Origin of the sequence: Parabacteroides faecis (genome assembly GCF_014647375.1) — a bacterium.
Classification (GTDB): Bacteria; Bacteroidota; Bacteroidia; order Bacteroidales; family Tannerellaceae; genus Parabacteroides; species Parabacteroides faecis.
Map to the genome: position 1 here is coordinate 145,564 of NZ_BMPB01000010.1, position 22,607 is coordinate 168,170.

Here is a 22,607-nt window from a genome sequence, read left to right on the forward strand (position 1 = left end):
TCTGATTTTTTATAAGAAGTTGTGGGAGAAGCCCTCCCACAACTTCAATTTTAACAAATAAGTTTCCGGAGACTTAAAAACTTTGGGATTTTTATTTTGACGGAACGAAATGTTCTGTCCACTAAATTGGAAATAACGAGAAAAGAGAAATATCTTTTCCTCTCTATATAGAATAACTAGAAAAGAAAGAATATGAAGCTAAAAAGCCTATTACGTCACATTACCATATGGGTTATCCTTATCGGCTCTTTGATGACCTCGTGTGACAGCTTTAATGAGGATCTGCCGGAATGCCGTCTGCTTGTTAAGTTCAAGTATGACTATAATATGGAATTTGCGGATGCTTTTCATGCACAGGTCGATAAAGTAGAGCTTTATGTCTTTGATAAAGATGGAAAATTCCTGTTCAAACAAGTAGAAGAAGGAACAGCCTTGTCGACAGGCGATTATCTGATGCCGGTGGTACTTCCGGTCGGGCAATATCAGTTTATGGCATGGGGAGGGGCGCATGAATCCTATGATATCTCTTCATTGGAGAAAGGTGTCTCTTCTATTTCTGATTTGAAGTTGCTCCTGAAGCGTGAAGAATCCCTTATCATCGATAAAGAGGTGGAACCCTTGTGGTATGGAGAAATTATAAACGTTGATTTTACCGGGACAACCCATCAGACAGAGGTGATCAATCTGATAAAAGATACCAACAAAGTCCGGTTTGTCTTCCAGGGTAGTAATGAAGACTCCTGGGGGGTGAATGTAAATGCTTATGATTATGAGATCATAGAATCTAACGGATATTTGGGATACAATAATTCCTTGCTGGATGATGATGTTCTCAGTTACCGGCCATATCATATAGAGCAAAAGAATTTTGCAGCGGCAACAGTCGAGCTGAATACGATGCGTTTTTTAGAAGATCGTAATGCTCGCTTTGTGGTAACAGAAAAAGCGACTGGGAAAAAAGTATTTAATATCAATCTGACCGATTTTCTGATAATGACAAAGATTGAAGGTCATAATATGACTCCGCAAGAGTATCTGGACCGGGAGAGTGAATACAAGATCATCTTTTTCTTTTCAGATAATGACCCGTGGCTTGCATTGCGAATTAGTATAAACGGTTGGACTTGGTATTTTCAGAATGAAGGCGGACTATAAACAGGTGCAATATTTGGAATGTGTATCATTTTTTTTCCAGTAGTGCAGTTTGTGAGGAATAGGTAATGGCATTGCATTGATTGTTTCGGAAAATGAAACTCGAATCTCGTTAGTTGTTTACATAGTGGCCGGGGAAGAGCCCCAGATGCGTTATAAGAACCGTAAATGTGAGGATAATTTATTGAAAAGCAGCATCTTTGTATAAAATAAATGACGGGAAAATACATTCCCCGTCATCATAAATTCGACATAAAATACTGACCTGTAAATCAGGTAAGTTTAATATTAATACTAGTGTGGGTTCCAGGGGGCAGTGATGTTCTCTGGAATTATTTTTTATGCTATAAACCTGATTACTTTACTGCACCTTCTCGTTCAACTCAGCTCCGGCCTTAAATTTAATAGCTTTGCGAGCTGGAATTGTAATGGTCTGTTTGGTAGCTGGGTTAACACCTTTACGTTCACCTCTTTCGCTGATAGAGAAAGAACCGAAACCTAAAAGAGAAACTTTGCCTCCGGCTTTCATTTCATCGGATACTGTTTCAATAAAAGCATCAACTGCCTTCTTTGCATCTGTCTTGCTCAATCCTGATTTTTCAGCAACAGATGTAATAAATTCTGTTTTGTTCATGATGGTTTGATAATTAATATGTTAAACAATTCTGTGATAGCCTAAAAGTCGGTCCAAATGTAGTTTTTATTTAATATTCTGCAAAGAAAAACATTGTTTTTTTTATTGATTTACTATGTTTTAGTACTATTTGAAGAAAAAACAATCAAAATATATTTACCTTTGCCGCAAATTGATATGTATATGATGAATCAAAATGGCTCCGGGTTCTTGAATAGTATACCGCCCGTTACAAAAAACCTTATCATTATCAACCTGCTTTTCTGGGTAGCCAGTCTGGTTTTACCGAAAGTAGGGATAGATTTGGTGCAACTATTGGGATTGCACTTCCCGGGTGTGAAAGATTTTTACCCGTTTCAGTTTGTTACTTATATGTTCATGCACGATACACATTCCTTTGCTCATGTCTTTTTTAACATGTTCGGGGTGTATATGTTTGGACGTGTACTTGAAAATGTATGGGGACCGAAACGTTTCCTTTCCTTTTATCTGGTGACAGGTATCGGTGCCGGTATCATACAGGAACTGGTATGGGCATATTCCCTTCAGTCTTTTGCGAGTGCCAACGGGTTGTCGCTTTTCCAATTGGTCCGGATGGATCCGTCGCTGAATATGATGATCACGATAGGTGCTTCGGGTTCCGTGTTCGGTATCCTGCTGGCGTTTGCCATGCTGTTTCCGAATGTTCCTTTGTTCCTGATGTTTATCCCGATCCCAATTAAAGCTAAATATTTTGTTGTGTTTTATGGTTTGGCTGAACTATTTATGGGTGTTTCCAGTTTTGGTGGAGATACAGTCGCACACTTTGCCCATCTAGGGGGGATGTTGTTCGGCTACTTTATGGTTCGCTACTGGAAAAAGAAAGATGCAGGCAATGGAAAGTATTTTTACTAATCTGAAGAATACATTCCGGACAGGGAATATACTGGCTAAGCTTATATATATTAATGTAGGGCTTTTTATCCTGATCCGGTTGCTGGGAGTGATATTTCTGCTTTTTAATGTTCCCGGCATACCTTTTTTACAATATTTACAGATGCCTTCATCGCCGGAACTTCTGATGTACCGGCCCTGGACGGTTATCACTTATATGTTTACCCATTTCGACTTCCTGCATATTCTTTTTAATATGCTTTGGTTGTATTGGTTCGGTGGACTGTTCCTTACATTCTTCAGCGAACGTCAGTTGGGGGGATTGTATCTGTTAGGCGGTATTGCAGGTGCAGTTCTGTTTATGCTTGCTTATAATATCTTCCCGTATTTTCAGACGGTAGCTTCTTCCAGCTATCTGATGGGAGCATCGGCTTCGGTGATGGCAATTGTTTTTGCGGTATCGTTCTACAGGAAAGATCTGGAAATTAATTTGTTCCTGATCGGACGAATCAAATTGATCTATCTGGCATTGTTCACTTTTGTGATCGATCTGCTGGCTATTACCTCTGATAATGCCGGCGGACATATTGCACATATAGGAGGCGCCTTGTTCGGTATCTGGTTTGCCATGCAGATCCAAAAAGGAAAAGATCTGACTGCTCCGATGAACCGCGTGCTCGACTGGGTAGCGAATCTGGGGAAAAGAAAGCCTAAAATGAAGGTGACCTATAAACGTGCAGAAACCGATTATGAGTATAATGCCCGTAAACAACGGGAGTCGGCTGATATAGATGCTATTCTGGATAAACTAAAACGTTCCGGATACGAAAGCCTTTCGGCTGATGAAAAAAGACAATTATTTGACGCGAGTAAAAAATGAGTGAAGGGATGAAGACACTGAAGTTGTTGTTCAAATCATTGTTCGTTCTTGCCAATGTTTTGATCGTAGTGCTGTTAATTGCTTCAGCCTATTCAGATCGTGTTTCTCCTGATACTATCCTGGGATTTTCCTATTTGGGATTGGCTTTTCCTGTTTTATGCGTCCTGAATCTTTGTTTTGCTCTCTATTGGCTGTTTTTGTGGGAATGGCGTTTCCTGTTGATCGGTTTATGTTCTTTTCTGATCTGCTGGGGACCTGTGAAGAAGTATTTTCCTTATCATAGCCGGGTAAAGGATATCCCGAAGGAAAATGTATTGAAGGTGCTTACTTATAATGTGATGGGGTTTGCATACAAAGACCACACGAAGGAGTCTCCCAATAAGATCATAGAATATATCGCTAACTCAGGAGCAGATATCGTTTGTCTACAGGAATATGCAGTGGGTAAATCAGAGAAATTCCTGACTCCGAAAAAGGTTTATCAGGCATTGGATATGTATCCTTACCGTTCTGTTATTCCTATTAATTCATCGGGGTATTTGAATTTTGGTATTGCTGTTTTTTCTAAATATCCCATCTCAAACTCCCGGAGAATAAAATATGAAAGTGATTTTAATGGTTCTTCTGTCCATGAACTGAACGTGAATGGAAAGACATTGACCCTGATCAATAATCACTTGGAGTCGTTTAAGCTGACAATGGAAGACCGGAGCCGTTACACCGCTTTCATTAAAAATATCAGTACGGATACTTTTGACGGCATTAAGGGCGCATTGGAGCAGAAGCTGGGACCGGCTTTTAAAATGCGTGCCAGGCAAGCTGAAGTGGTTGCTGCTGAAATAGCTAAGGCAAAGGGTGATTATGTGGTAGTTTGTGGTGACTTTAACGACACGCCTATCTCATATGCCCATCGCACCGTTCAGGGACCTTTGGTCGATTCGTTTGCCGAATCGGGACAGGGGATGGGAGTTACTTACAATCAGAATATGTTTTGGTTCCGTATCGATAATATATTGCATTCAAAGAATATGAAGTCGATGAACTGTACCATTGATAAAATACGATATTCGGACCATTATCCATTGTGGTGTTATCTGAGTATGTAACTCTGTTGTTCAATTGCTATCTTCTGCAGCATCGAATACATCGCCGAACAGATTCTCTGCAAAGAAAAATGTCGCATTACAGAAAAGTAACGGATCTTTGATTAATGCGATCGTATTAATTTTTCCATTATTGGCAATGACGTTTTCTGCTGGATAAGTCTTGTATTTCTTTTCGTTATTCGGGTCGTACTGATAAGTGATATCGGTCAGTTCGATTGTGTATTTTTCATCGAAGCAATAAATCCTCATTTTATATTTGACGATTGTCTTGTCCGTTTCGTTCAGCAGTAATTCGACTTTGGAGTTGATAAATATCGTTCCTTTCGACTTACTGGAAGTGACGCTTGACAGGAAAACATCTTTCCCATAATTCTTTTTGGCCCACTTGTCGATTGCGTTGAACAGTTCGCCCTTTTTCATGCCTTCGACATCTACTTCATCGCTGTAACAAACCTTACCCTCTTTCATGGGTGCGCATGCCTCTACACTGCCTTTATGCCCCTGTGCCATGGCAAGCATAGGGCATATCGACAGTAGCAGGATTACTAATCTCTTCATTATCTTACTGTTTATCTGATCCATACGTTAAGTATTTCTCCGATCACTATTTTTTGTGCTCCTTCGCTGGATTCTCCTTGCTTGATACACTGGATCATAAACCAGGTTTCCGGATCATCTTTTTTCTTGAAAGAGATCGTGTAGATGTCGTTATCTCTGATCGCTTTATAAACTTCACTTTCCGGACTGATGGAGATGGAAGCAATGTTCTTTCCAAACATCTTACCCATTTCTTTCCAGGTAGCATAATGCTCCTCCAGATTTTCCTTTTCGGCCGGAGTTACCTCCATTTTGCTGTCAGGTAACATATTTAGTAAGGTTGACGGAACCTTGCCCGGTTCGAACGCGCTTAAACCCTGGCAAACTTCCGTATTGTTGCTTGCAGGAACCTGAGCTATGTTTTGTGCGGGTACTGTTACAACCTGGGTCGTTTGCTCCTGGGCTGGAGTAACAGCATAAGCCGGAACTGTTACGGCTGCCGGTTTTACACCGAATGCTTCACTGGCGCTCCGGAACATCTCGTCTGCAAAATCGATTGTCTTGCGGCGGAATTTACCGTTGCCGCGATTTAGTTTGTCTTTTTTCTTATTCAAAGCGTATTTGTCGGTAATCCATTCTTCTGCTGTATATTTTTCCGGTTCACGTTGATAAGAAACATTGTATTCGTAGCGGATGCCGGCCAGTTTGATGTTGGCAGAGTTGTCTTCACATTCAATCGTTACGCGATAGTCCATCAAGGTACGGTCCAGTGACAATGCTGTGCTTTGGAACACCAGATATTCTTCGCCTACTGCTGCGATATCTCCTTTGTCCTTGTCTGAATAAACCAACCGGCGGCCTTCTTCGCTGAAAAACTTCTCAGCCCATGTGTACATGACGTTATAAATCTGATCCTTGGAAAGTGAAGGCATACTTATCTCTTTGGTAAAGATAACTTTGCCGCCATCTTCAGGAACGGCTCCGGCTAAATACTTCTGATCTTCCTGTGCTATAAGCAGGGAAGGAATAAATAATAATAAGAATAATAGCTGTCTCATGGTGAATTCTGTGTTTTTTTACAGGCAAAGATATATATTTGTGTTTGAAATTAACTATGAGAGTGACAAATAATTAATCTAATTACTACTTGACAAAGAAAAAAAGCCTATATTTGCACCCTGTGAAAAAACGAAAATAAATAATGTAATAACATAAACTCAAGATTCAAATGCAAAACAAAGGATTTGTAAAGGTCTTCGCGGTGTTACTTACGCTTGTATGTTTGTTCTATCTATCGTTCTCATTTGTAACAAGATATTACAACAATAAAGCCGCTGAGTATGCAGGCGGGGATCCGTCGAAAGAGAGTCTTTATTTGGACTCATTATCTACTCAGAAGGTGTGGCTGGGCTATACGCTTAAGCAGTGCCGTGAAATGGAAATTAGTTTAGGACTTGACCTGAAGGGCGGTATGAACGTCGTTCTGGAGTTGAATGTGGCAGATGTTATCCGCTCACTTTCAAATAACAACCAGGATGAAAACTTCAACAAAGCATTGGATTTAGCCTATGCACGCCAGGCAACCAGTCAGAGAGACTTCATTGACTTGTTTGCAGAAGAGTACAAGAACCTGGACAATGGTGCACGCCTGTCTGCTGTTTTCAGTACTTTCGAATTGAAAGATAAAATTACTCCTCAGAGTACAGATGCCCAGGTTGTTGCAGTGTTGAAAAATGAGTTGAAAAGTGCTATCGATAATTCATTCAACGTATTGCGTACCCGTATCGACCGTTTCGGTGTAGTATCTCCTAACATCCAGCGTTTGGAAACAGCAGGACGTATCCTGGTGGAACTTCCTGGTGTAAAAGAACCTGAACGTGTACGTAAATTGTTACAGGGTAGTGCAAACCTGGAATTCTGGGAAACTTATCAGTTACCGGAAGTTTACCAGCAGTTGGTTGCTGCCGACAATATACTGGCAACAGTTCTGAAAGAGCATAATGACGAAGCTGCTGTCACTGAAACAGAAAGTGTTTCTACTGACGGTACGGATACGACTGCAACTGCTACAGAAACTGTAACAGATAATGCAGCTGCTACAAGCGAAGCTGATTCTTTGCTGCAGCAGATCGCTCAGGATAAACCTGAAACTCAGGCTAACCAGTCGATGGAAGAATTTGCAAAACAGCATCCGTTGTTTGCTTTGCTGCAGATCAACCAGTACAATGGTCAGTTAGGACGTGGTGCAGCCGTTGGTGTAGCTAACGTAAGAGACATTCCTAAGATCAACGAATATCTGGCAATGAAACAGGTGAAAGACGTATTGCCTCGTAACCTGTCTTTGAAATGGGGTGTAAAAGCAATCGATGAAAAAGAACAGTTCTTCGAATTATATGCTATCAAAGTTACTAACCGCGACGGAACACCTGCTTTAGGTGGTGACGTTGTAACGGATGCTAACGCTGACTTCGTTCAGCAAGCCGGCCGTTCTGAACAACAGGTTAGCATGGCTATGAACGCAGAAGGTGCTAAAGCATGGGCTCGTTTGACAAAAGAAAATATCGGTAAAGCGATCGCTATCGTTCTGGATGACATGGTTTATTCTGCTCCGAACGTAAACGATGAAATTACCGGCGGACGTTCTCAAATTACTGGTCACTTCACTCCGGAAGAAGCGAAGGACTTAGCGAACGTATTGAAATCAGGTAAGATGGCAGCTTCTGTGCATATCGTACAGGAAGACGTTGTCGGTCCGTCACTGGGTCAGGAAGCTATCAGTTCAGGTGTTATTTCATTTGCACTGGCTTTGATTCTGTTGATGATTTATATGTGTGCATTCTACGGTATTATCCCGGGTCTGATCGCAGACGGTGCCTTGGTGTTGAACATCTTCTTCACAATGGGTATCCTGGCTTCTTTCCAGGCTGTACTTACTTTGCCGGGTATCGCCGGTATGGTATTGACACTGGGTATGGCGGTCGATGCTAACGTGTTGATCTACGAACGTACAAAAGAAGAGCTTCGAGCCGGTAAATCGTTAGGTAAAGCTATTGCCGACGGTTACAGCAATGCCTTCTCTGCTATCTTCGACTCCAACCTGACATCTATCATTACCGGTGTCGTATTGTTCTACTTCGGTACAGGTCCTATCCGTGGTTTCGCTACCACTATGATCATCGGTCTGTTCGCATCCTTCCTTACAGCTGTGTTCCTGACTCGTATTGTTTATGAAGCATTACTGGCTAAAGATAAACTGAAGAATGTAACATTCGTAACTTCTATCACAAAAGACCTGTTGACTAATCCGAAGATCAACTTCCTGGGTGCCCGTAAGATCGGTTATCTGATCCCTACAGGTATCATCATTCTGGGAGCTATCTCCATGATGACAATTGGTTTGAATAATGGTATCGACTTCACTGGTGGACGTAACTATATCGTTCGTTTCGATCAGGATGTAAAGACAGATGAAGTTCGTAATATGCTGGATGAAAAACTGGATGGTGCTGTAAGTGTTATCACGATCGGTACTCCGGACCAGGTTCGTGTATCTACCAACTTTAAGATCGATGATGCAGATCCTGCAGTAGACCGGGAAATCGAATCATTACTGTTCGAAGGCGTTAAACCGCTGCTTCCGGAAGGAACAACATTGGATCAGTTTACAACTACTTATATTCAGAGTTCTCAGAAAGTAGGGCCGAGTATGGCTGACGACATCAAGAACAGCGCTATCATGGCGGTTATCTTCGCGATGTTCTGTATGGCAGCTTATATCCTGCTCCGTTTCCGTGATCTCTCATTCTCAATCGGTGCATTTGCATCAGTTGCAGTAACAACATTGTGTATCATTTCTTTCTATACCTTATTATGGAAAGTATTACCGTTCTCTATGGAGGTCGACCAGACATTTATCGCGGCTATCCTGACGATTATCGGTTACTCTATCAATGATACCGTGGTTGTATTCGACCGTATCCGTGAAACGATCGGCTTGTATCCGAAACGTGACCGTTATCAGGTAATTAATGACGCATTGAACTCTACATTATCCCGTACATTCAATACATCATTGACTACATTGGTTGTAGTACTGTGTATCTTTATCCTGGGTGGTAGCACAATCCGTAGCTTTACGTTTGCTATCTTGTTGGGTATTATCATCGGTACTTATGCTACGCTGTTCATTGCAACTCCGATTGCATACGAATTGCAGAAGAGGAAAATAAACAAAAAAGCTGCTGCAGAACTTGCTAAGTAAGAAGCAGAAGTCATAGAATTATAGAAAAGGCCACCTCATTTCGGGGTGGCCTTTTTCTTTTTTGTGATATGCTTCTAAACATATAAACCGGAATTGTTCGGATTCATCTAAATAATTACCTTGTAGCCCACTTTAATGAATCGTGGATAAGAGTTAAAACGTCATCAATTTAGACTACATTTGGGTGAACAATTGTCGGAAAAAAGAGATTTGACATGTGTTTAGACCTGAATAATGAAAAGAAAAAATGGAAGGAGATAAATTATTAATAAGAAACGCCTCACAAGTTATTACCTGTTCTGGTTTTGCTGCTAAAAGAGGAGCGGAAATGTCTAACCTTCATATTATTGACGACGGTGCTGTCGTCATCTCAGGCGGTATAATCACACACGTAGGACCGACTAATGATATTTTGCGTACAGTCGATGCAGACGATTATCTGGAAATCGATGCGACCGGACGGGCTTTGCTTCCTGGTTTTGTAGATAGTCATACACATTTTCTTTTCGGAGGTTATCGGGAGAAAGTATTTTCCGAACGTTTGAAAAAGAATCATTCTTTGTCGCCTGTAGAATATAGCGAAGATGTTCTCGGAACTGTCAGTGCTACCCGTTCTTGTGATTTTGAGCAATTGTGGGAGGCCGGTTATGAACGTCTGGATGAAATGTTTAATATGGGAGTAACGACTGTAGAGGGGAAGAGCGGCTATGGTCTGGATTTTGATACGGAGTTGAAACAGCTTCGAGTTATGGCAGACTTGAATGACGAGCATCCGATGGATGTTGTTTCCACCTATTTCGGAGGACATGTTACTCCTTCCGAATATACTCATCAGACAGATGATTACATTACTTATATGATAGAGAAAGTTTTGCCGGAGCTTCGTTTGGAGAGATCGGTAACTTTCTGTGATGTTTATTGTGACCAGGGCTTATTTTCTTTACGGCAGACAGAACGTTTGCTCCGTGCTGCCCGCAGCCTGCGTTTTAAATTGAAAATGCATACAGATTCGATCGCTTCTTTTGATGGGGCGGAACTGGCTGCAAAGTTAAAGACAGTGAGTGCCGATCATTTACTGTATGTTTCAGACGTAGGTATCAAACGTCTGGCATGTAGCGGGATTGTTGCTACTTTGCTTCCTTTTAGTTCCTTTTCACAGAATAAGCCTTATGCCCGCGGACGTGAAATGATCGATGCCGGTTGTGCGGTAGCATTGGCTTCTGACTATAATCCGGGGAATTGTTTCTCATGTTCTATTCCAATGTTATTTGCCCTGGCATGTATCCAGATGAAATTGACTCCCGAAGAAGCTTTAACGGCGCTGACCATAAATGGTGCAGCCGCTTTAGGATTGGCGAAAAAGACCGGTAGTATCGATGTAGGGAAGAAGGCTGATTTGATATTATTGAAATATCCGTCATATAAGTTCTTACCTTATAATATCGGAATGAATATCGTAGATACAGTGATCAAGGATGGTATTCTCTATATGATCTGATTGCCGGATATTATCTTGCTTTTTTGTGAAATAGGTCGCTATATCGTGCTTAAGATGCTTAAATATAATGCTTTAGCATGGTTTTTGTGTCTGGATTACAGTGACTAGAAAAAACGATCGTTTTTTCTAGTCACTGCGAAGATACCTACATTTTTTTATTATTTAATATTTATATATATATAAAACTACTGATAGATTGCATTTTATATTCAGGAATTAAACCCTAAATATAATTGTCATTTATGTCTACTCTATGGCCTAATTAGTGACTAGAAAAAACGATCGTTTTTTCTAGTCATTTTAAGTATACTGGGAATAAAATTCAAAGTTTACGATTTCTGATGGACATAAATGTACGGCAACTAAAAGAGAGTAACGAACAGATATTTAAAGGTATAGTAGAATCATATTGGCCGCGTTTACATAAATTTGCTCAAATTTATGTATTGGATAGAGAAGCCGCCAAAGAGATTGTACAAGATACCTTCCTCATTCTGTGGAAACAACGGGAAAATCTGGACGATGAGACTTGCCTGATAACTTATTTAATGGTTGTATGCCGGAACAAATGTCTGAATTATTTGAAAAGTCTGCAGTTTGAAAAGGTTGAAATAAATGAATTGACAGAATCGGCTATTTATCAGCGGAGTAATATTTATGTATTGGAAGACGATTCACTAGAGATTTTAGTAACAAAAGAATTAGCATCGGCTATAGAAGCATCACTTTCTAAACTACCTTCCCGTACAAGAGCTATTTTTATGATGAGTCGTTATGAAGGTCTTAAGAACCGGGAGATAGCCGAGCATCAGAATATAACGGTAAAAGCTGTTGAATTCCACATAAACAAGGCATTAAGTCATTTGAGACATGATCTGTCCCAGGAATATTTTATTTCCGTTGTTTTTGTTTTCTTGTATCTCATCTTAAAAAAATAACTACTTTAATATTGTTGCTGATTTTCAGACATTTATTTGTTGTTTGAAAAAAATATTCATCAAAAGTCAAAAAAAGATTCATTTTCTGTTAGGGTAAAATTAAAAAATGTTGTTCCTCTTCCATCTGACATCAAAAGAGGATATATGGACAACAATTTAATTATATGTTTTATAGAACGGCAATGTACACTGGATGAAGCTCGTGAAGTTCTTCGCTGGATTGAAGCCAGCGAAGAAAATAAGGCAGTTTTTCGGAATATGCAGGCTGTGTATGCTTCTATCAGTATTGATAGCGCAGACCGTACCGGGAATGTGGATGCTGAAGATGTACAACAGATCATGAAAGAGATAAGTCGGAAACGTTATCGTTTGGCTACTTATATCGGTGCGGCTGTTTGTTCGGCTGCTGTTATCCTGTTTGTCGTTTTATTCCCTTTCGAACAAAAAGATCGTTATGAATATGAAAAGGCTTTAGCCGGAATTACGGATAAAACGGAGATCACATTGACAGTAAGCGATCAAAAGGAGATAGAGTTGTCCGATACATCCGTTGTTGCCTATGATAAAAAGGGACAGATCGTGATCAATGATACGGTGACTGTTCCGAAAGAGAAAAAAGATAAAAGTGATCTGAATACAATCTATGTCCCTTATGGTAAACGTTCAACACTGATTCTGGCAGATGGCTCCAAAGTCTATCTTAATTCCGGCTCTTCCCTGGTTTATCCGGTTGTCTTTGCAAAAGATAAACGTGAAGTTTATTTGGATGGCGAAGCCTATTTCGAAGTATCCAAAGAATCCCAGAGAAAATTTATCGTACAGACAAGCTGTAAAGCTATAGAAGTATTGGGTACAAAGTTCAATGTTTCAGTCGATAAAACGCAGAATTTATTTGAAGCGGTATTGGTCACAGGTAAGATTGGCCTGGAAAGTAATGCCGGTAAAATAGAACTTACTCCTAATCAATATTATGTCTACCAATCAGACTCCGGCCTGGATGAATTAAGAACAGTGGATGTCAGAGATTATATTTCTTGGATAGAAGGACGGTTGAGATTTAATCGTGAGCCATTGGAAAAAGTGATCCGTAAACTGGAAAAGTCGTACAATATAAAAATCGAATTTTTTAATCCTAAATACCTGGAATATCTGATATCAGGAAATCTTGACCTAAAAAACACCGCAGAGGAAACGATGGATGTCCTGATGAGAATTCTTATTCCGAACTATAACCCGCAAAAACAAAAATTATTCTTGATAAAAGATAAAAAGTCATCCATATAAAATTGAAGCATTATGAAAGACTGTGTAAAAGGAAAATTATTGTTTAACAAAAAGAATCTATTATTATGGGAAAGAAGTCTAGCATGAGAAAAGCTGTTCCGAATGAACGGGGACCTTGGAGACGATTTTTGGCCGTAGGGCTATGTGGTTGTGTATCACTGACCATGTATGCAAATGTCTTGAAATCGCAGGTGAGTTTATCGTTCAACAATACTACATTAAAGAATGCACTGGAACAGCTTCAGGAGCAAGCAGGTGTTAGCATCATTTATTCAAATAATGTATTGAATGATGAGGCTGTTGTAAATCTTAATTCCGGAAATGTATCATTGGAAGAGGCTTTACACCTATTGCTGCTTAATCAGAATTGTTCGTACAAAGTAGAAAACGGGCAAGTAATATTGTTTCCTGTAGAGAAAGCACAGCCAACAGTAGCTGTTGTTTCTCAGGAAGGTTTTAAGGTCAAAGGTAGTGTTTCCGATGCATTCGGCCCTTTGGCAGGTGTGAATATCATGGTAAAGGGAACCATGACAGGTGTTATATCTGATGCGGATGGTAATTTTGAGATTACTGCCCCTTATTCAGGAGCCAGCCTGATCTTTTCTTATATAGGTTATCAGCCTCAGGAAATAAAGATCGACGGGAAAAAGATGCTGGCTGTTACATTGGTGGAAGATACCAAAGCATTGGAAGAAGTAGTAGTTGTAGGTTATACGACTCAGAAAAAAGCCACAATTACCGGTTCTGTATCAACTATCACTACTAAAGATTTAAAACAAAGCCCGACTGCAAACCTGAATAATGCCCTGGCCGGTAGAATGCCCGGTTTGATGGCAAACCAATTCGGTGGTGGTGAACCAGGTGTGGATAAAGCTGACATTCGTATCCGTGGTATGGGTACTTACGGAGACAAATCGCCGATCGTTATTGTCGATGGTGTTGAACGCGACATGAGTTATCTGGCTCCTGAAGAAATCGAGACATTTACAATTTTGAAAGATGCTTCTGCCACCGCTCCTTATGGTGTACGTGGTGCTAACGGTGTTATCATTGTTACGACTAAACGTGGTAAGGCTTCTGAAAAACCGAGTGTGAATTTTAAAGCATCGGTAGGAACGAATGCCCCGGTTAAATTCCCGACTTATTTAGGATCTGCAGACTATGCAACCTTATATAATGAAGCAATGATAAATAGTAATCCGGGAACAGATCCTTCAAAGTTGGAGCTGTTTACACAGGATGCTATTAATAATTACAGAATGGCAAAAGGAGATAATTCCGATGGTTTAGGTTATAACTGGGATTATTTCGATTATGCATTTAAACCGGGTATGCAGCAGGATTATAGTTTGTCTATCCGAGGTGGTTCCGAGCGTGCACGTTATTACGTGATGGCCAACTATTATTCTCAGAGCGGAAACTATGAGCATACGAATTTGACGGAACATGATACACAGGCACGGTTTAAACGTTATAATTTCCGTGCGAATGTCGATGTCGATATCACAAAAGATTTTTATGTGCGGGTGGATTTAGGTGCTCGTATCACGGATCGTCATGCTCCGGGAACGACAGCTTCCCAAATCGTTAGTTTGTGTAATACATTGCCTCCCTATTTGCCGATCACACTACCGGACAATGGTAATCCGGATAATGAGGATTATGTATTGAATAATCCGTATGGTATGCTATACGGAGACTATAGACATCGTAAAAATATTTTAGGAGAGTTGTCAAGAACCGGATATCTGGTAGAAAAGAATACTTATCTGAACGGATCGTTTGCAATCGGGCATAAACTTGATTTTATAACGAAAGGTCTGAAAATTGAAGGTGTGTTCTCATACGATGCTTCTGAAGGTAATTGGGTTAACCGTAAACTGGGAGGTCGTGATGATGGTTATATGAACTTTACTAAATATGCTACATTCCAGCCGGCAGAAGGTAGTTACGGTTCATTTTATATGAATAACCCGAATTATACAGGTAAATATATTCTGGGAAATCCCTGGTATGATAAAGATGAGACAATCGAGAATTCATATAGTCATAATGCTGCTGAAAGTAAGACCTATTATCAATTGAAGCTGGATTATATGCGTACATTTAATGATCATGATGTTACAGCTATGGTTTTGTTAAACCGTTCGAATCGGACTTATGATAATCGTGTCGCTTATCGTTATCAGGGATTGACGGCAAGAGCAACATATGCTTTTCAGAATAAATATCTGGCAGAGTTCAATATCGGATATAATGGTTCTGAAAACTTCGCTCCGGGCAAACGTTACGGAACGTTCCCTGCCGGATCTGTCGGATGGGTTATTTCCCGTGAAAAGTTTATGCAGGGTGCCGATAAATGGTTGAGCAATTTGAAATTGAGAGCCTCTTACGGTTTGGTTGGTAGTGATAAAATATCAGATAGTAATGACGACCGTTTTGCTTACCTGCAATTTTTCCAAAAAGGAGATGGCTACTCGTATGGTGTGAATGAATTTGGAAATGGTTATGACGGATTGAAAGAAGGTAATTTTGCGAATCCCAATTTGACTTGGGAAAAAGCACGCAAGTTGAATATCGGTATCGATGCATCTTTCTTCAACGAACGTCTGACTTTCTCGGCAGATTACTTCTATGAACATCGTTATGATATCATTACCAATTTAAGTAATTCTGGAAAATTGGGATATCCGGGCATAGTCGGAAAAGATGCTCCTTTCATTAACTCCGGTATTGTTGATAATAGAGGTATCGATTTTGAAATTGGTTGGAATGGTAATATAGGAGATGATTTCCGTTATTATATCAAACCGAATTTCACATTTGCACGAAATAAAATTAAATTCATGAATGAAGTATCGTATGATAACGAATGGCGTGCAAATACCGGTAAGCGAATCGATGAATATTTTGTTTATGAAGTAGATCATTTCGTATATGATCAGGCAGAAGCTGATCGTTTGAATGCAATGAACAATGGAGAAGGTTTCCAGCCTTGGGGCACATTATATCCGGGTGACGTAGTTTATAAGGACTTGAATGGAGATGGAAAGATCGATGACGAACACGACCGTCGGGCAATGGGTAATCCTCGTACTCCGGAAATTCAATTCGGTATTCCTCTCGGTCTTCAGTATAAAGGTTTTGACGTAAGTCTGTTATTCCAGGGAGCTGCCAACTCCAGCATTTTGCTGAATGGTGCAGGTGTATGGGATTTCCCGCAATATGATCAAGACCAGATTGGTAAGGTAAAACCAATGCACTTAAACCGTTGGACTGAAGAGACTAAAGATTTTGCGACTTATCCTCGTTTGACGATTGGTAAAAATGACAATAATAAGAATTCAAACAGTAGTTTATTCTTATACAATGCTTCTTATTTGCGTTTGAAGAATGTTGAGATTGGATATACTTTGCCCAAAAGCGCTATTCGTTTTGCCGGATTGCAGAATGTCCGTTTTTATATACAAGGTATGAACCTGGTTACTTTTGACAGCCTGGGTGATGTGGATGTTGACCCTGAAACAAAAGAAGGAGACGGAGCTTGGTATCCTATTCAGCGTATATTCAATTTTGGTGTTGATATTACTTATTAATTTAATAACAGACGACAATGAAGAAATTATATATATTGGCCGGCTTGGTTGCAGGATTATTAGGTGTGACATCCTGTGATGATTATTTGGACCGTACACCGGATGACAAAACAACAGAACAGCAAGTTTTCACACGTTATGATAAAGTAGAATCTTTGGTGACTGACTTATATGCACATGCAAAATATGCACAGCATCCGTTGATTTACTTTAATCACTTCAGTTTGTCCAGTATTTCGGATGAATGTAGTGCCAGTAGCCATGAAGGAGCAATTCCTCACCAGTTTCATACAGGGAACTATGGCCCTTCGCAGGGAATGCCTTCAGGTAGTAGTGCAGGACAATACTGGGATGATCTGTATTCTACCATCCGTTCATCCAATATCATACTGGAAGGTGTTGAAAAATATAACACACCGGACAATCCGCAGGATGGACGTACAGGAGATTTAAAAAGACGTATTGGCGAGGTTTACTTCCTGAGAGGTTATTTGCATTTACTGTTGATTCGTTCTTACGGTGAAGCTGTTTATGTCGATCATGTGATAAATCCGGGTGATGACATGACTTTCGAGAAAGAATCGTTCCATTCGATGGTAGAAAAGATCTGTGCAGATGCCGACTCGGCTTATAATCGTGTCGATAGCTGGAATGGCGGACAATATTTCGGTCGTGTAGATAAAGGAGCCTGTTTAGGGTTGAAAGCCATGGCTCGCTGGCTTGCAGCCACACCTCTTTGGAATGGGGGCGAGTTGCCTAACGACAATCGTTTGTTCAAGTCTGAATACGGTTATGACCAGAAACGTTGGGAATCGGCAAGAGATGCAGCCAAAGCGGTTTTGGAGTGTACAAAAGAAGACGGTTCTTTACGTTATAAGTTGTACGAAACGTATGCAGAGGATGACTTCAGGGACGTGGATGGCAAGGCCGATACGAATAATAAAAAAGTTCAGCAGCGTTTGTGGCAGATGATGTTTGATATGAATGCTATCCAGGATGAATGGGTTTGGTTCGTAACAAAAGATAAAGACACAGGCTGGTCCGGCGATGTATTGCCTCCGTCACAAGGTGGTCATGCCCGTCAACGCCCCTTACAGGAACAGGTAGATGAATATGAGTATATCGGCCCGGATGGATATGGTTATCCGGTTTATTGCAATCATGCAGAAAAAGATGGATACGATGATGGCAATCCTTATGAAGGTATTCAACGTGATCCGCGTTTATATCGTGATATCCGTTATCATGGTTCCTGGTATGGAGGTAACCAGTTGAATACGGCTGAAGGCAATGATGCTGTGGCCGGTAGTTATTTGGATCAGGCATCTCATACTGGCTACTATTTGAGAAAGTTCTATAAAGACGGTTGGGACCGCGGTCATGGTGGTCATACTATTAACGGACCGGCTATTTGGCGCTTACCGGAATTCATTTACATTTATTGTGAGGCCGTTAATACGCTGTCAGGTCCTAATGAAGAAATTTATAATTTGATCAACAAGGTACGTGCCCGTTCTTTTATGGCACCAATGCCACCGGCGGCTAAATCGGATAAAGAATTGATGCAAGAATATATACAACGTGAACGTCGCGTAGAGTTATTCTATGAAAATAATCGTTATTGGGTTTCCCGTCTTTATCTCCAACCCGGGGATTATAGTACAACTACTAACGTGAAGGCTACGGAATGGCCGTATCCGAAAGATCTGCGTCAGTCTCATGGTATGAAGCCGGTAGAAGACCCGAATGGTAAAATTGAAGTGAATGGGAAAAAATATCGTATGGAGCGTTTTGTCGTAGAAGACAATCGTGTGTTTACAGCTCCGAAATCATATTTGTGGCCCATTATGCAAGAAGAGTTGAAAAGATGCCCCTCTCTAGTACAGAACCCTGGCTGGTAAGATAAGCCAGAACTGATTTGTGTTTTTAATTTGATGAAAAGCCTGCTGTTTCAATTGAGCGGCAGGCTTTTTTTATCAATAGATCCGGTGAGATTAAATAATTCATTATACATTTGCAGACTTAATTTTTTAGACAAATGAAATTATCATTAGCAATCCTTTCGCTCGCAATCCTTTCGAGCGGGAATGCCTCGTTTGCCCAAACCGACAAACAAGACAAAAAGGCGAAGGCTTATATGGTTGCCGACGCCCACCTGGACACCCAATGGAACTGGGACATCCAGACAACGATCAAAGAGTATGTTTGGAATACGCTCAGTCAGAATCTATTCCTGTTGAAACGCTATCCCGACTATGTGTTCAACTTCGAAGGCGGTGTAAAATATGCCTGGATGAAGGAATATTATCCGGTGCAGTATGAAGAGATGAAAGAGTATATCAAGAACGGCCGTTGGCATATCTCCGGCAGTAGTTGGGATGCGACGGATGTGCTGGTGCCTTCTACCGAGTCGTTTATCCGCAACATCATGCTCGGTCAGGAGTACTACCGGAAAGAGTTCGGTGTGGAAAGCACGGATATCTTCCTGCCCGACTGCTTTGGCTTCGGCTGGACGTTGCCGACGATCGCTTCCCATTGCGGACTGATCGGTTTCTCATCCCAGAAGCTCGACTGGCGTAACAATCCGTTTTACGGAAAAAGCAAACATCCTTTCATGATCGGTATGTGGAAGGGAGTGGACGGCGCCTCCATCATGCTGGCTCACGGATATGACTACGGCAGAAGATGGAAAGACGAAGATCTGTCTGAAAGCAAGTATCTGCTGGACCTTAGCAAACGTAATCCGTTCAATATCGTTTATCGTTATTACGGAACAGGCGATACGGGCGGTTCACCTAATCTTGCCTCTGTCCGCTCCGTTGAAAAAGGTATTAAGGGCGATGGTCCGGTAGAAGTGATCAGTGCCACCAGCGACCAGATGTTCAAAGACTTCATGCCTTATGGCAAACATCCTGAACTGCCAGTCTTTGACGGCGAACTGTTGATGGATGTGCACGGAACCGGTTGTTACACCTCCCAAGCCGCTATGAAACTATATAACCGCCAGAACGAAGTCCTGGCAAATGCCGCCGAGAATGCTGCTGTTGCAGCGGACTGGTTGGGAACGGCTACTTATCCGTTGAATACATTGACTGATGCCTGGAAGCGGTTTATCGTTCACCAGTTCCATGACGACCTGACGGGAACGAGTATTCCCCGGGCCTATGAATTCTCATGGAATGATGAATTGATCTCCCTCAAACAGTTTGCCGGTGTATTGACATCCTCCGTGAGTGGCGTAGCCAGTCAGTTGGATACCCGTGTAAAAGGTACTCCGGTTATCCTGCATAATGCGCATTCTTTTCCGGTAACCGATCTGGTAGAAGTTGTACTGGATATGCCGAAATCACCGAAAGGGGTGACCGCTTATGATGAAAAAGGAAAGAAAGTAGCCACCCAGATGCTTTCTTATGAAAACGGAAAAGCCCGTGTGTTGATTGCTGCTTCCGTTCCGGCAAGCGGCTATGCCGTTTATGATGTGCGTGAAGGAGGTTCGGCAACCCGTACGGTTTCTTCTGAAGCGAACACATTGGAAAACTCTCTGTATAAGATACAGCTGGATGGAAAAGGAGATATCATCTCTCTTTTCGATAAGAAGAACAATAAAGAACTGGTGAAGGAAGGCAAAGCAATCCGTTTGGCTCTCTTTACGGAGAACAAATCGTATAACTGGCCTGCCTGGGAGATTATCAAAGAAACGACTGATAAAGAACCGATCTCTATCACCGGAGATGTGAAGATCTCTCAGATCGAGAACGGGGAGTTGAGAAAGTCTCTCTGCATAGAAAAGCGCCACGGAGAGTCCGTATTCAAACAATATATCCGTTTGTACGAAGGAAGCCGTGCCGACCGTATCGACTTTTACAATGAAATAGACTGGCAATCGACCAATGCGCTGCTGAAAGCCGAGTTCCCGTTGAGTATCGCAAACCCGGAAGCAACCTATGATCTGGGTATCGGAAGCGTTAAGAGAGGAAATAATACGCTGACAGCCTATGAAGTGTATGCACAGTATTGGGCAGACCTGACGGATGCAAACGGTTCGTATGGCGTATCTGTCCTGAATGACAGCAAGTACGGTTGGGACAAACCGAACGATTATACGCTCCGGTTGACTTTGCTTCATACACCGGAAACAAAGGGCGGTTATGCTTATCAGGATCGTCAGGACTTTGGTTACCATACATTTACTTATAGTTTGCTGCCTCATGCCGGAGCGTTCGAGAAAGCACAGACAGGTGTTTCTGCCGATAAGTTAAACCAACCGATCATGGCTTTTGCAGCTAATAAACATACCGGCCGTCTGGGTAAATCTTTCTCTTTTGTCAATTCGGATAACACAAGTGTCGTTATCAAGACGCTAAAGAAAGCCCAGGCATCCGACGAACTGGTAGTTCGTGTATATGAAACCGGTGGAGTGAAGGAACAGACTGCCGAAATTTCTTTTGCAGATGCGATTGTCAGTGCAAGCGAAGCCGACGGAACAGAGAAGACAATAGGCAAAGCAGCCTTCAATGGTAATAAGTTGCAGGTATCTATCAAGCCTAATTCGGTGAAAACCTTCAAGGTTAAACTCAAATCGTCAGATGCTCCGGTTGATAAACCCCTATATGCAAGCCTGGCTCTGGATTATGATAAAAAATGCGTCAGCTGGAATGAATTCCGTCGTGAAGCAGATTTCTCTTCCGGTTATTCTTATGCCGCAGAATTATTGCCCGATTCGATCGTAATCAATTCCATTCCGTTCATTCTGGGTGAAAAAGAAGCAGCCAACGGTCTGACTTGTAAAGGGGATACGATAGAGTTGCCGGCTGGAAACAATTATAACCGCGTTTACTTCCTGGCCGCATCGAGAGAAGGTGACAACGAAGGTATCTTCAGACTGGGTAAAACGGAACAGACGATAACAGTTCCCGAATATACAGGCTTTATCGGCCAATGGGGTCATACGGGCCATACGGAAGGTTTCCTGAAAGAGGCGGAGATCGCTTATGTAGGAACTCACCGGCATGCTCCGGGTGGAGACGAAGCGTATGAATATACTTATATGTTTAAATTCGGTATGGATATTCCCAAAGGGGCAACCCAATTGATTCTGCCGGATAATAAAGATATTGTATTGTTTGCTGCAACAGCAGTGAAAGAAGAAAATCCGCAGGTTTCTCCGGCTTCTGCACTATTCCGTACGGCCTTGAAATCTCAGAACGGTAATAAGGCAAATGCTCCGAAAGTAAATCTGATGAAAGGGGCAAAGGTGATTGCTTGTTCAGGATTCGTCAATGATGAAGAGTCTCCCGAACGTATGATCGACGGAGATACGCAGACGAAATGGTGTGATATTACCGGTATGCCTAATTATGCAGACTTCGATTTGGGAGAAAGCAGGAAGGTCAGCGGTTGGAAACTGGTGAATGCCGGGCAGGAAAGTCATTCTTATGTAACCCGTACTTGCTTCCTTCAGGGAAAGAATAGCTTGTCGGAAGAGTGGAAAACGTTAGGACGTCTGGATGACAACCGTAAAAATGAAGTGACCGGTTTGTTGACGAAACCCGAATCGGTTCGTTACATCCGTTTACTGATTGCTCAACCGGCGCAGGAAACCGGTAGCCGCGATGCTCGTATTTATGAGCTGGAGGTTTATTGATGGATTGAGGAACCTTCTTGTTTGTGTTGTCAATATAGTAGTTTTGTAATACAAATACAATTTCTTTCTAATCCAAATACCCTTATCTTTTATATTTTTGACCTGGGTGCTAAACGTTTTTGACCTGGGTGGTAAACGTTTTCGACCTAGGTGCTAAACGTTTTTGACCTTGGTCAAAAATATGGAAGATAGTATGCTTTATAT

At 41.4% G+C, this 22,607-nt stretch carries 14 protein-coding genes; 11 read left to right on the plus strand and 3 right to left on the minus strand.

Features of this window, described 5'->3' with window-relative positions; genetic code table 11:
- Nucleotides 1–192: 192 nt before the first annotated feature.
- Nucleotides 193–1,155: a FimB/Mfa2 family fimbrial subunit gene (locus IEY67_RS15785; RefSeq protein ID WP_122356413.1), complete on the plus strand. Its 963-nt coding sequence runs from the start codon at nucleotides 193–195 to the stop codon at nucleotides 1,153–1,155.
- A gap of 358 nt (nucleotides 1,156–1,513) precedes the next feature.
- Here IEY67_RS15785 and IEY67_RS15790 read toward each other — a convergent pair whose 3' ends face one another.
- Nucleotides 1,514–1,786, minus strand: a complete 273-nt coding sequence (locus IEY67_RS15790) for an HU family DNA-binding protein (protein ID WP_122356411.1) — start codon at nucleotides 1,784–1,786, stop codon at nucleotides 1,514–1,516.
- 183 nt (nucleotides 1,787–1,969) lie between these two features.
- On the opposite strand from IEY67_RS15790, the gene IEY67_RS15795 reads away from it, so the two are divergent.
- From IEY67_RS15795 to IEY67_RS15805, 3 genes are read left to right on the plus strand one after another with little or no spacing between them, the layout of a single operon-like run.
- Entirely contained in the window at nucleotides 1,970–2,680 is a 711-nt protein-coding gene (locus tag IEY67_RS15795; RefSeq protein ID WP_183668659.1) for a rhomboid family intramembrane serine protease, read from the plus strand.
- Complete coding sequence (locus tag IEY67_RS15800; protein ID WP_183668666.1) at nucleotides 2,661–3,539, plus strand: rhomboid family intramembrane serine protease; 879 nt, start codon at nucleotides 2,661–2,663, stop codon at nucleotides 3,537–3,539. Before IEY67_RS15795 ends, IEY67_RS15800 begins: the two co-directional genes overlap by 20 nt.
- 8 nt (nucleotides 3,540–3,547) lie before the next feature.
- Nucleotides 3,548–4,645, plus strand: a complete 1,098-nt coding sequence (locus tag IEY67_RS15805; RefSeq protein ID WP_183668668.1) for an endonuclease/exonuclease/phosphatase family protein — start codon at nucleotides 3,548–3,550, stop codon at nucleotides 4,643–4,645.
- A 9-nt stretch (nucleotides 4,646–4,654) separates the two neighbouring features.
- On the opposite strand, the gene IEY67_RS15810 is transcribed toward IEY67_RS15805, so the two are convergent.
- Nucleotides 4,655–5,227 carry a DUF4468 domain-containing protein gene (locus IEY67_RS15810; RefSeq protein WP_373292260.1) on the minus strand — a complete coding sequence of 191 codons (573 nt, stop codon included), beginning with the start codon at nucleotides 5,225–5,227 and terminating at the stop codon, nucleotides 4,655–4,657.
- A complete protein-coding gene (locus tag IEY67_RS15815; RefSeq protein ID WP_183668672.1) occupies nucleotides 5,215–6,240 on the minus strand; it encodes a DUF4468 domain-containing protein in 1,026 nt (341 codons plus the stop codon). The genes IEY67_RS15810 and IEY67_RS15815 overlap by 13 nt, the downstream gene beginning before the upstream one ends.
- A 170-nt stretch (nucleotides 6,241–6,410) precedes the next feature.
- Between IEY67_RS15815 and secDF the strand changes: the two genes are divergently transcribed.
- The 7 genes from secDF (at nucleotide 6,411) to IEY67_RS15850 (ending at nucleotide 22,403) form a co-directional block, all read left to right on the plus strand.
- Nucleotides 6,411–9,443 carry a protein translocase subunit SecDF gene (gene secDF, locus IEY67_RS15820; RefSeq protein ID WP_122373639.1) on the plus strand — a complete coding sequence of 1,011 codons (3,033 nt, stop codon included), beginning with the start codon at nucleotides 6,411–6,413 and terminating at the stop codon, nucleotides 9,441–9,443.
- A 247-nt stretch (nucleotides 9,444–9,690) separates the two neighbouring features.
- Complete coding sequence (gene hutI / locus IEY67_RS15825) at nucleotides 9,691–10,941, plus strand: imidazolonepropionase (RefSeq protein WP_122373638.1); 1,251 nt, start codon at nucleotides 9,691–9,693, stop codon at nucleotides 10,939–10,941.
- 341 nt (nucleotides 10,942–11,282) lie between these two features.
- The gene (locus tag IEY67_RS15830; protein WP_122354528.1) at nucleotides 11,283–11,879 is read left to right on the plus strand and encodes an RNA polymerase sigma-70 factor; all 597 of its coding nucleotides are present in this window, start codon (nucleotides 11,283–11,285) and stop codon (nucleotides 11,877–11,879) included.
- A gap of 144 nt (nucleotides 11,880–12,023) precedes the next feature.
- Entirely contained in the window at nucleotides 12,024–13,163 is a 1,140-nt protein-coding gene (locus IEY67_RS15835; protein WP_183668674.1) for a FecR family protein, read from the plus strand.
- A 65-nt stretch (nucleotides 13,164–13,228) separates the two neighbouring features.
- Nucleotides 13,229–16,759 (plus strand): SusC/RagA family TonB-linked outer membrane protein, encoded by a 3,531-nt coding sequence (locus IEY67_RS15840; protein WP_183668676.1) that lies wholly within the window; start codon nucleotides 13,229–13,231, stop codon nucleotides 16,757–16,759.
- 17 nt (nucleotides 16,760–16,776) lie between these two features.
- On the plus strand, nucleotides 16,777–18,660 hold the full coding sequence (locus IEY67_RS15845) for a RagB/SusD family nutrient uptake outer membrane protein (RefSeq protein WP_183668678.1): 1,884 nt from the start codon (nucleotides 16,777–16,779) through the stop codon (nucleotides 18,658–18,660).
- A gap of 137 nt (nucleotides 18,661–18,797) precedes the next feature.
- Nucleotides 18,798–22,403: a beta-sandwich domain-containing protein gene (locus IEY67_RS15850; RefSeq protein ID WP_183668680.1), complete on the plus strand. Its 3,606-nt coding sequence runs from the start codon at nucleotides 18,798–18,800 to the stop codon at nucleotides 22,401–22,403.
- Nucleotides 22,404–22,607 lie beyond the last annotated feature (204 nt).

What these genes read in the sequence shown, in the direction of transcription:
- IEY67_RS15785 (WP_122356413.1), top strand. Translation starts at nt 193, where the DNA reads ATGAAGCTAAAAAGCCTATTACGTCACATTACCATATGGGTTATCCTT.
- IEY67_RS15790 (WP_122356411.1), bottom strand. Translation starts at nt 1,786, where the DNA reads ATGAACAAAACAGAATTTATTACATCTGTTGCTGAAAAATCAGGATTG.
- IEY67_RS15795 (WP_183668659.1), top strand. Translation starts at nt 1,970, where the DNA reads ATGATGAATCAAAATGGCTCCGGGTTCTTGAATAGTATACCGCCCGTT.
- IEY67_RS15800 (WP_183668666.1), top strand. Translation starts at nt 2,661, where the DNA reads ATGGAAAGTATTTTTACTAATCTGAAGAATACATTCCGGACAGGGAAT.
- IEY67_RS15805 (WP_183668668.1), top strand. Translation starts at nt 3,548, where the DNA reads ATGAAGACACTGAAGTTGTTGTTCAAATCATTGTTCGTTCTTGCCAAT.
- IEY67_RS15810 (WP_373292260.1), bottom strand. Translation starts at nt 5,227, where the DNA reads ATGGATCAGATAAACAGTAAGATAATGAAGAGATTAGTAATCCTGCTA.
- IEY67_RS15815 (WP_183668672.1), bottom strand. Translation starts at nt 6,240, where the DNA reads ATGAGACAGCTATTATTCTTATTATTATTTATTCCTTCCCTGCTTATA.
- secDF (WP_122373639.1), top strand. Translation starts at nt 6,411, where the DNA reads ATGCAAAACAAAGGATTTGTAAAGGTCTTCGCGGTGTTACTTACGCTT.
- hutI (WP_122373638.1), top strand. Translation starts at nt 9,691, where the DNA reads ATGGAAGGAGATAAATTATTAATAAGAAACGCCTCACAAGTTATTACC.
- IEY67_RS15830 (WP_122354528.1), top strand. Translation starts at nt 11,283, where the DNA reads ATGGACATAAATGTACGGCAACTAAAAGAGAGTAACGAACAGATATTT.
- IEY67_RS15835 (WP_183668674.1), top strand. Translation starts at nt 12,024, where the DNA reads ATGGACAACAATTTAATTATATGTTTTATAGAACGGCAATGTACACTG.
- IEY67_RS15840 (WP_183668676.1), top strand. Translation starts at nt 13,229, where the DNA reads ATGGGAAAGAAGTCTAGCATGAGAAAAGCTGTTCCGAATGAACGGGGA.
- IEY67_RS15845 (WP_183668678.1), top strand. Translation starts at nt 16,777, where the DNA reads ATGAAGAAATTATATATATTGGCCGGCTTGGTTGCAGGATTATTAGGT.
- IEY67_RS15850 (WP_183668680.1), top strand. Translation starts at nt 18,798, where the DNA reads ATGAAATTATCATTAGCAATCCTTTCGCTCGCAATCCTTTCGAGCGGG.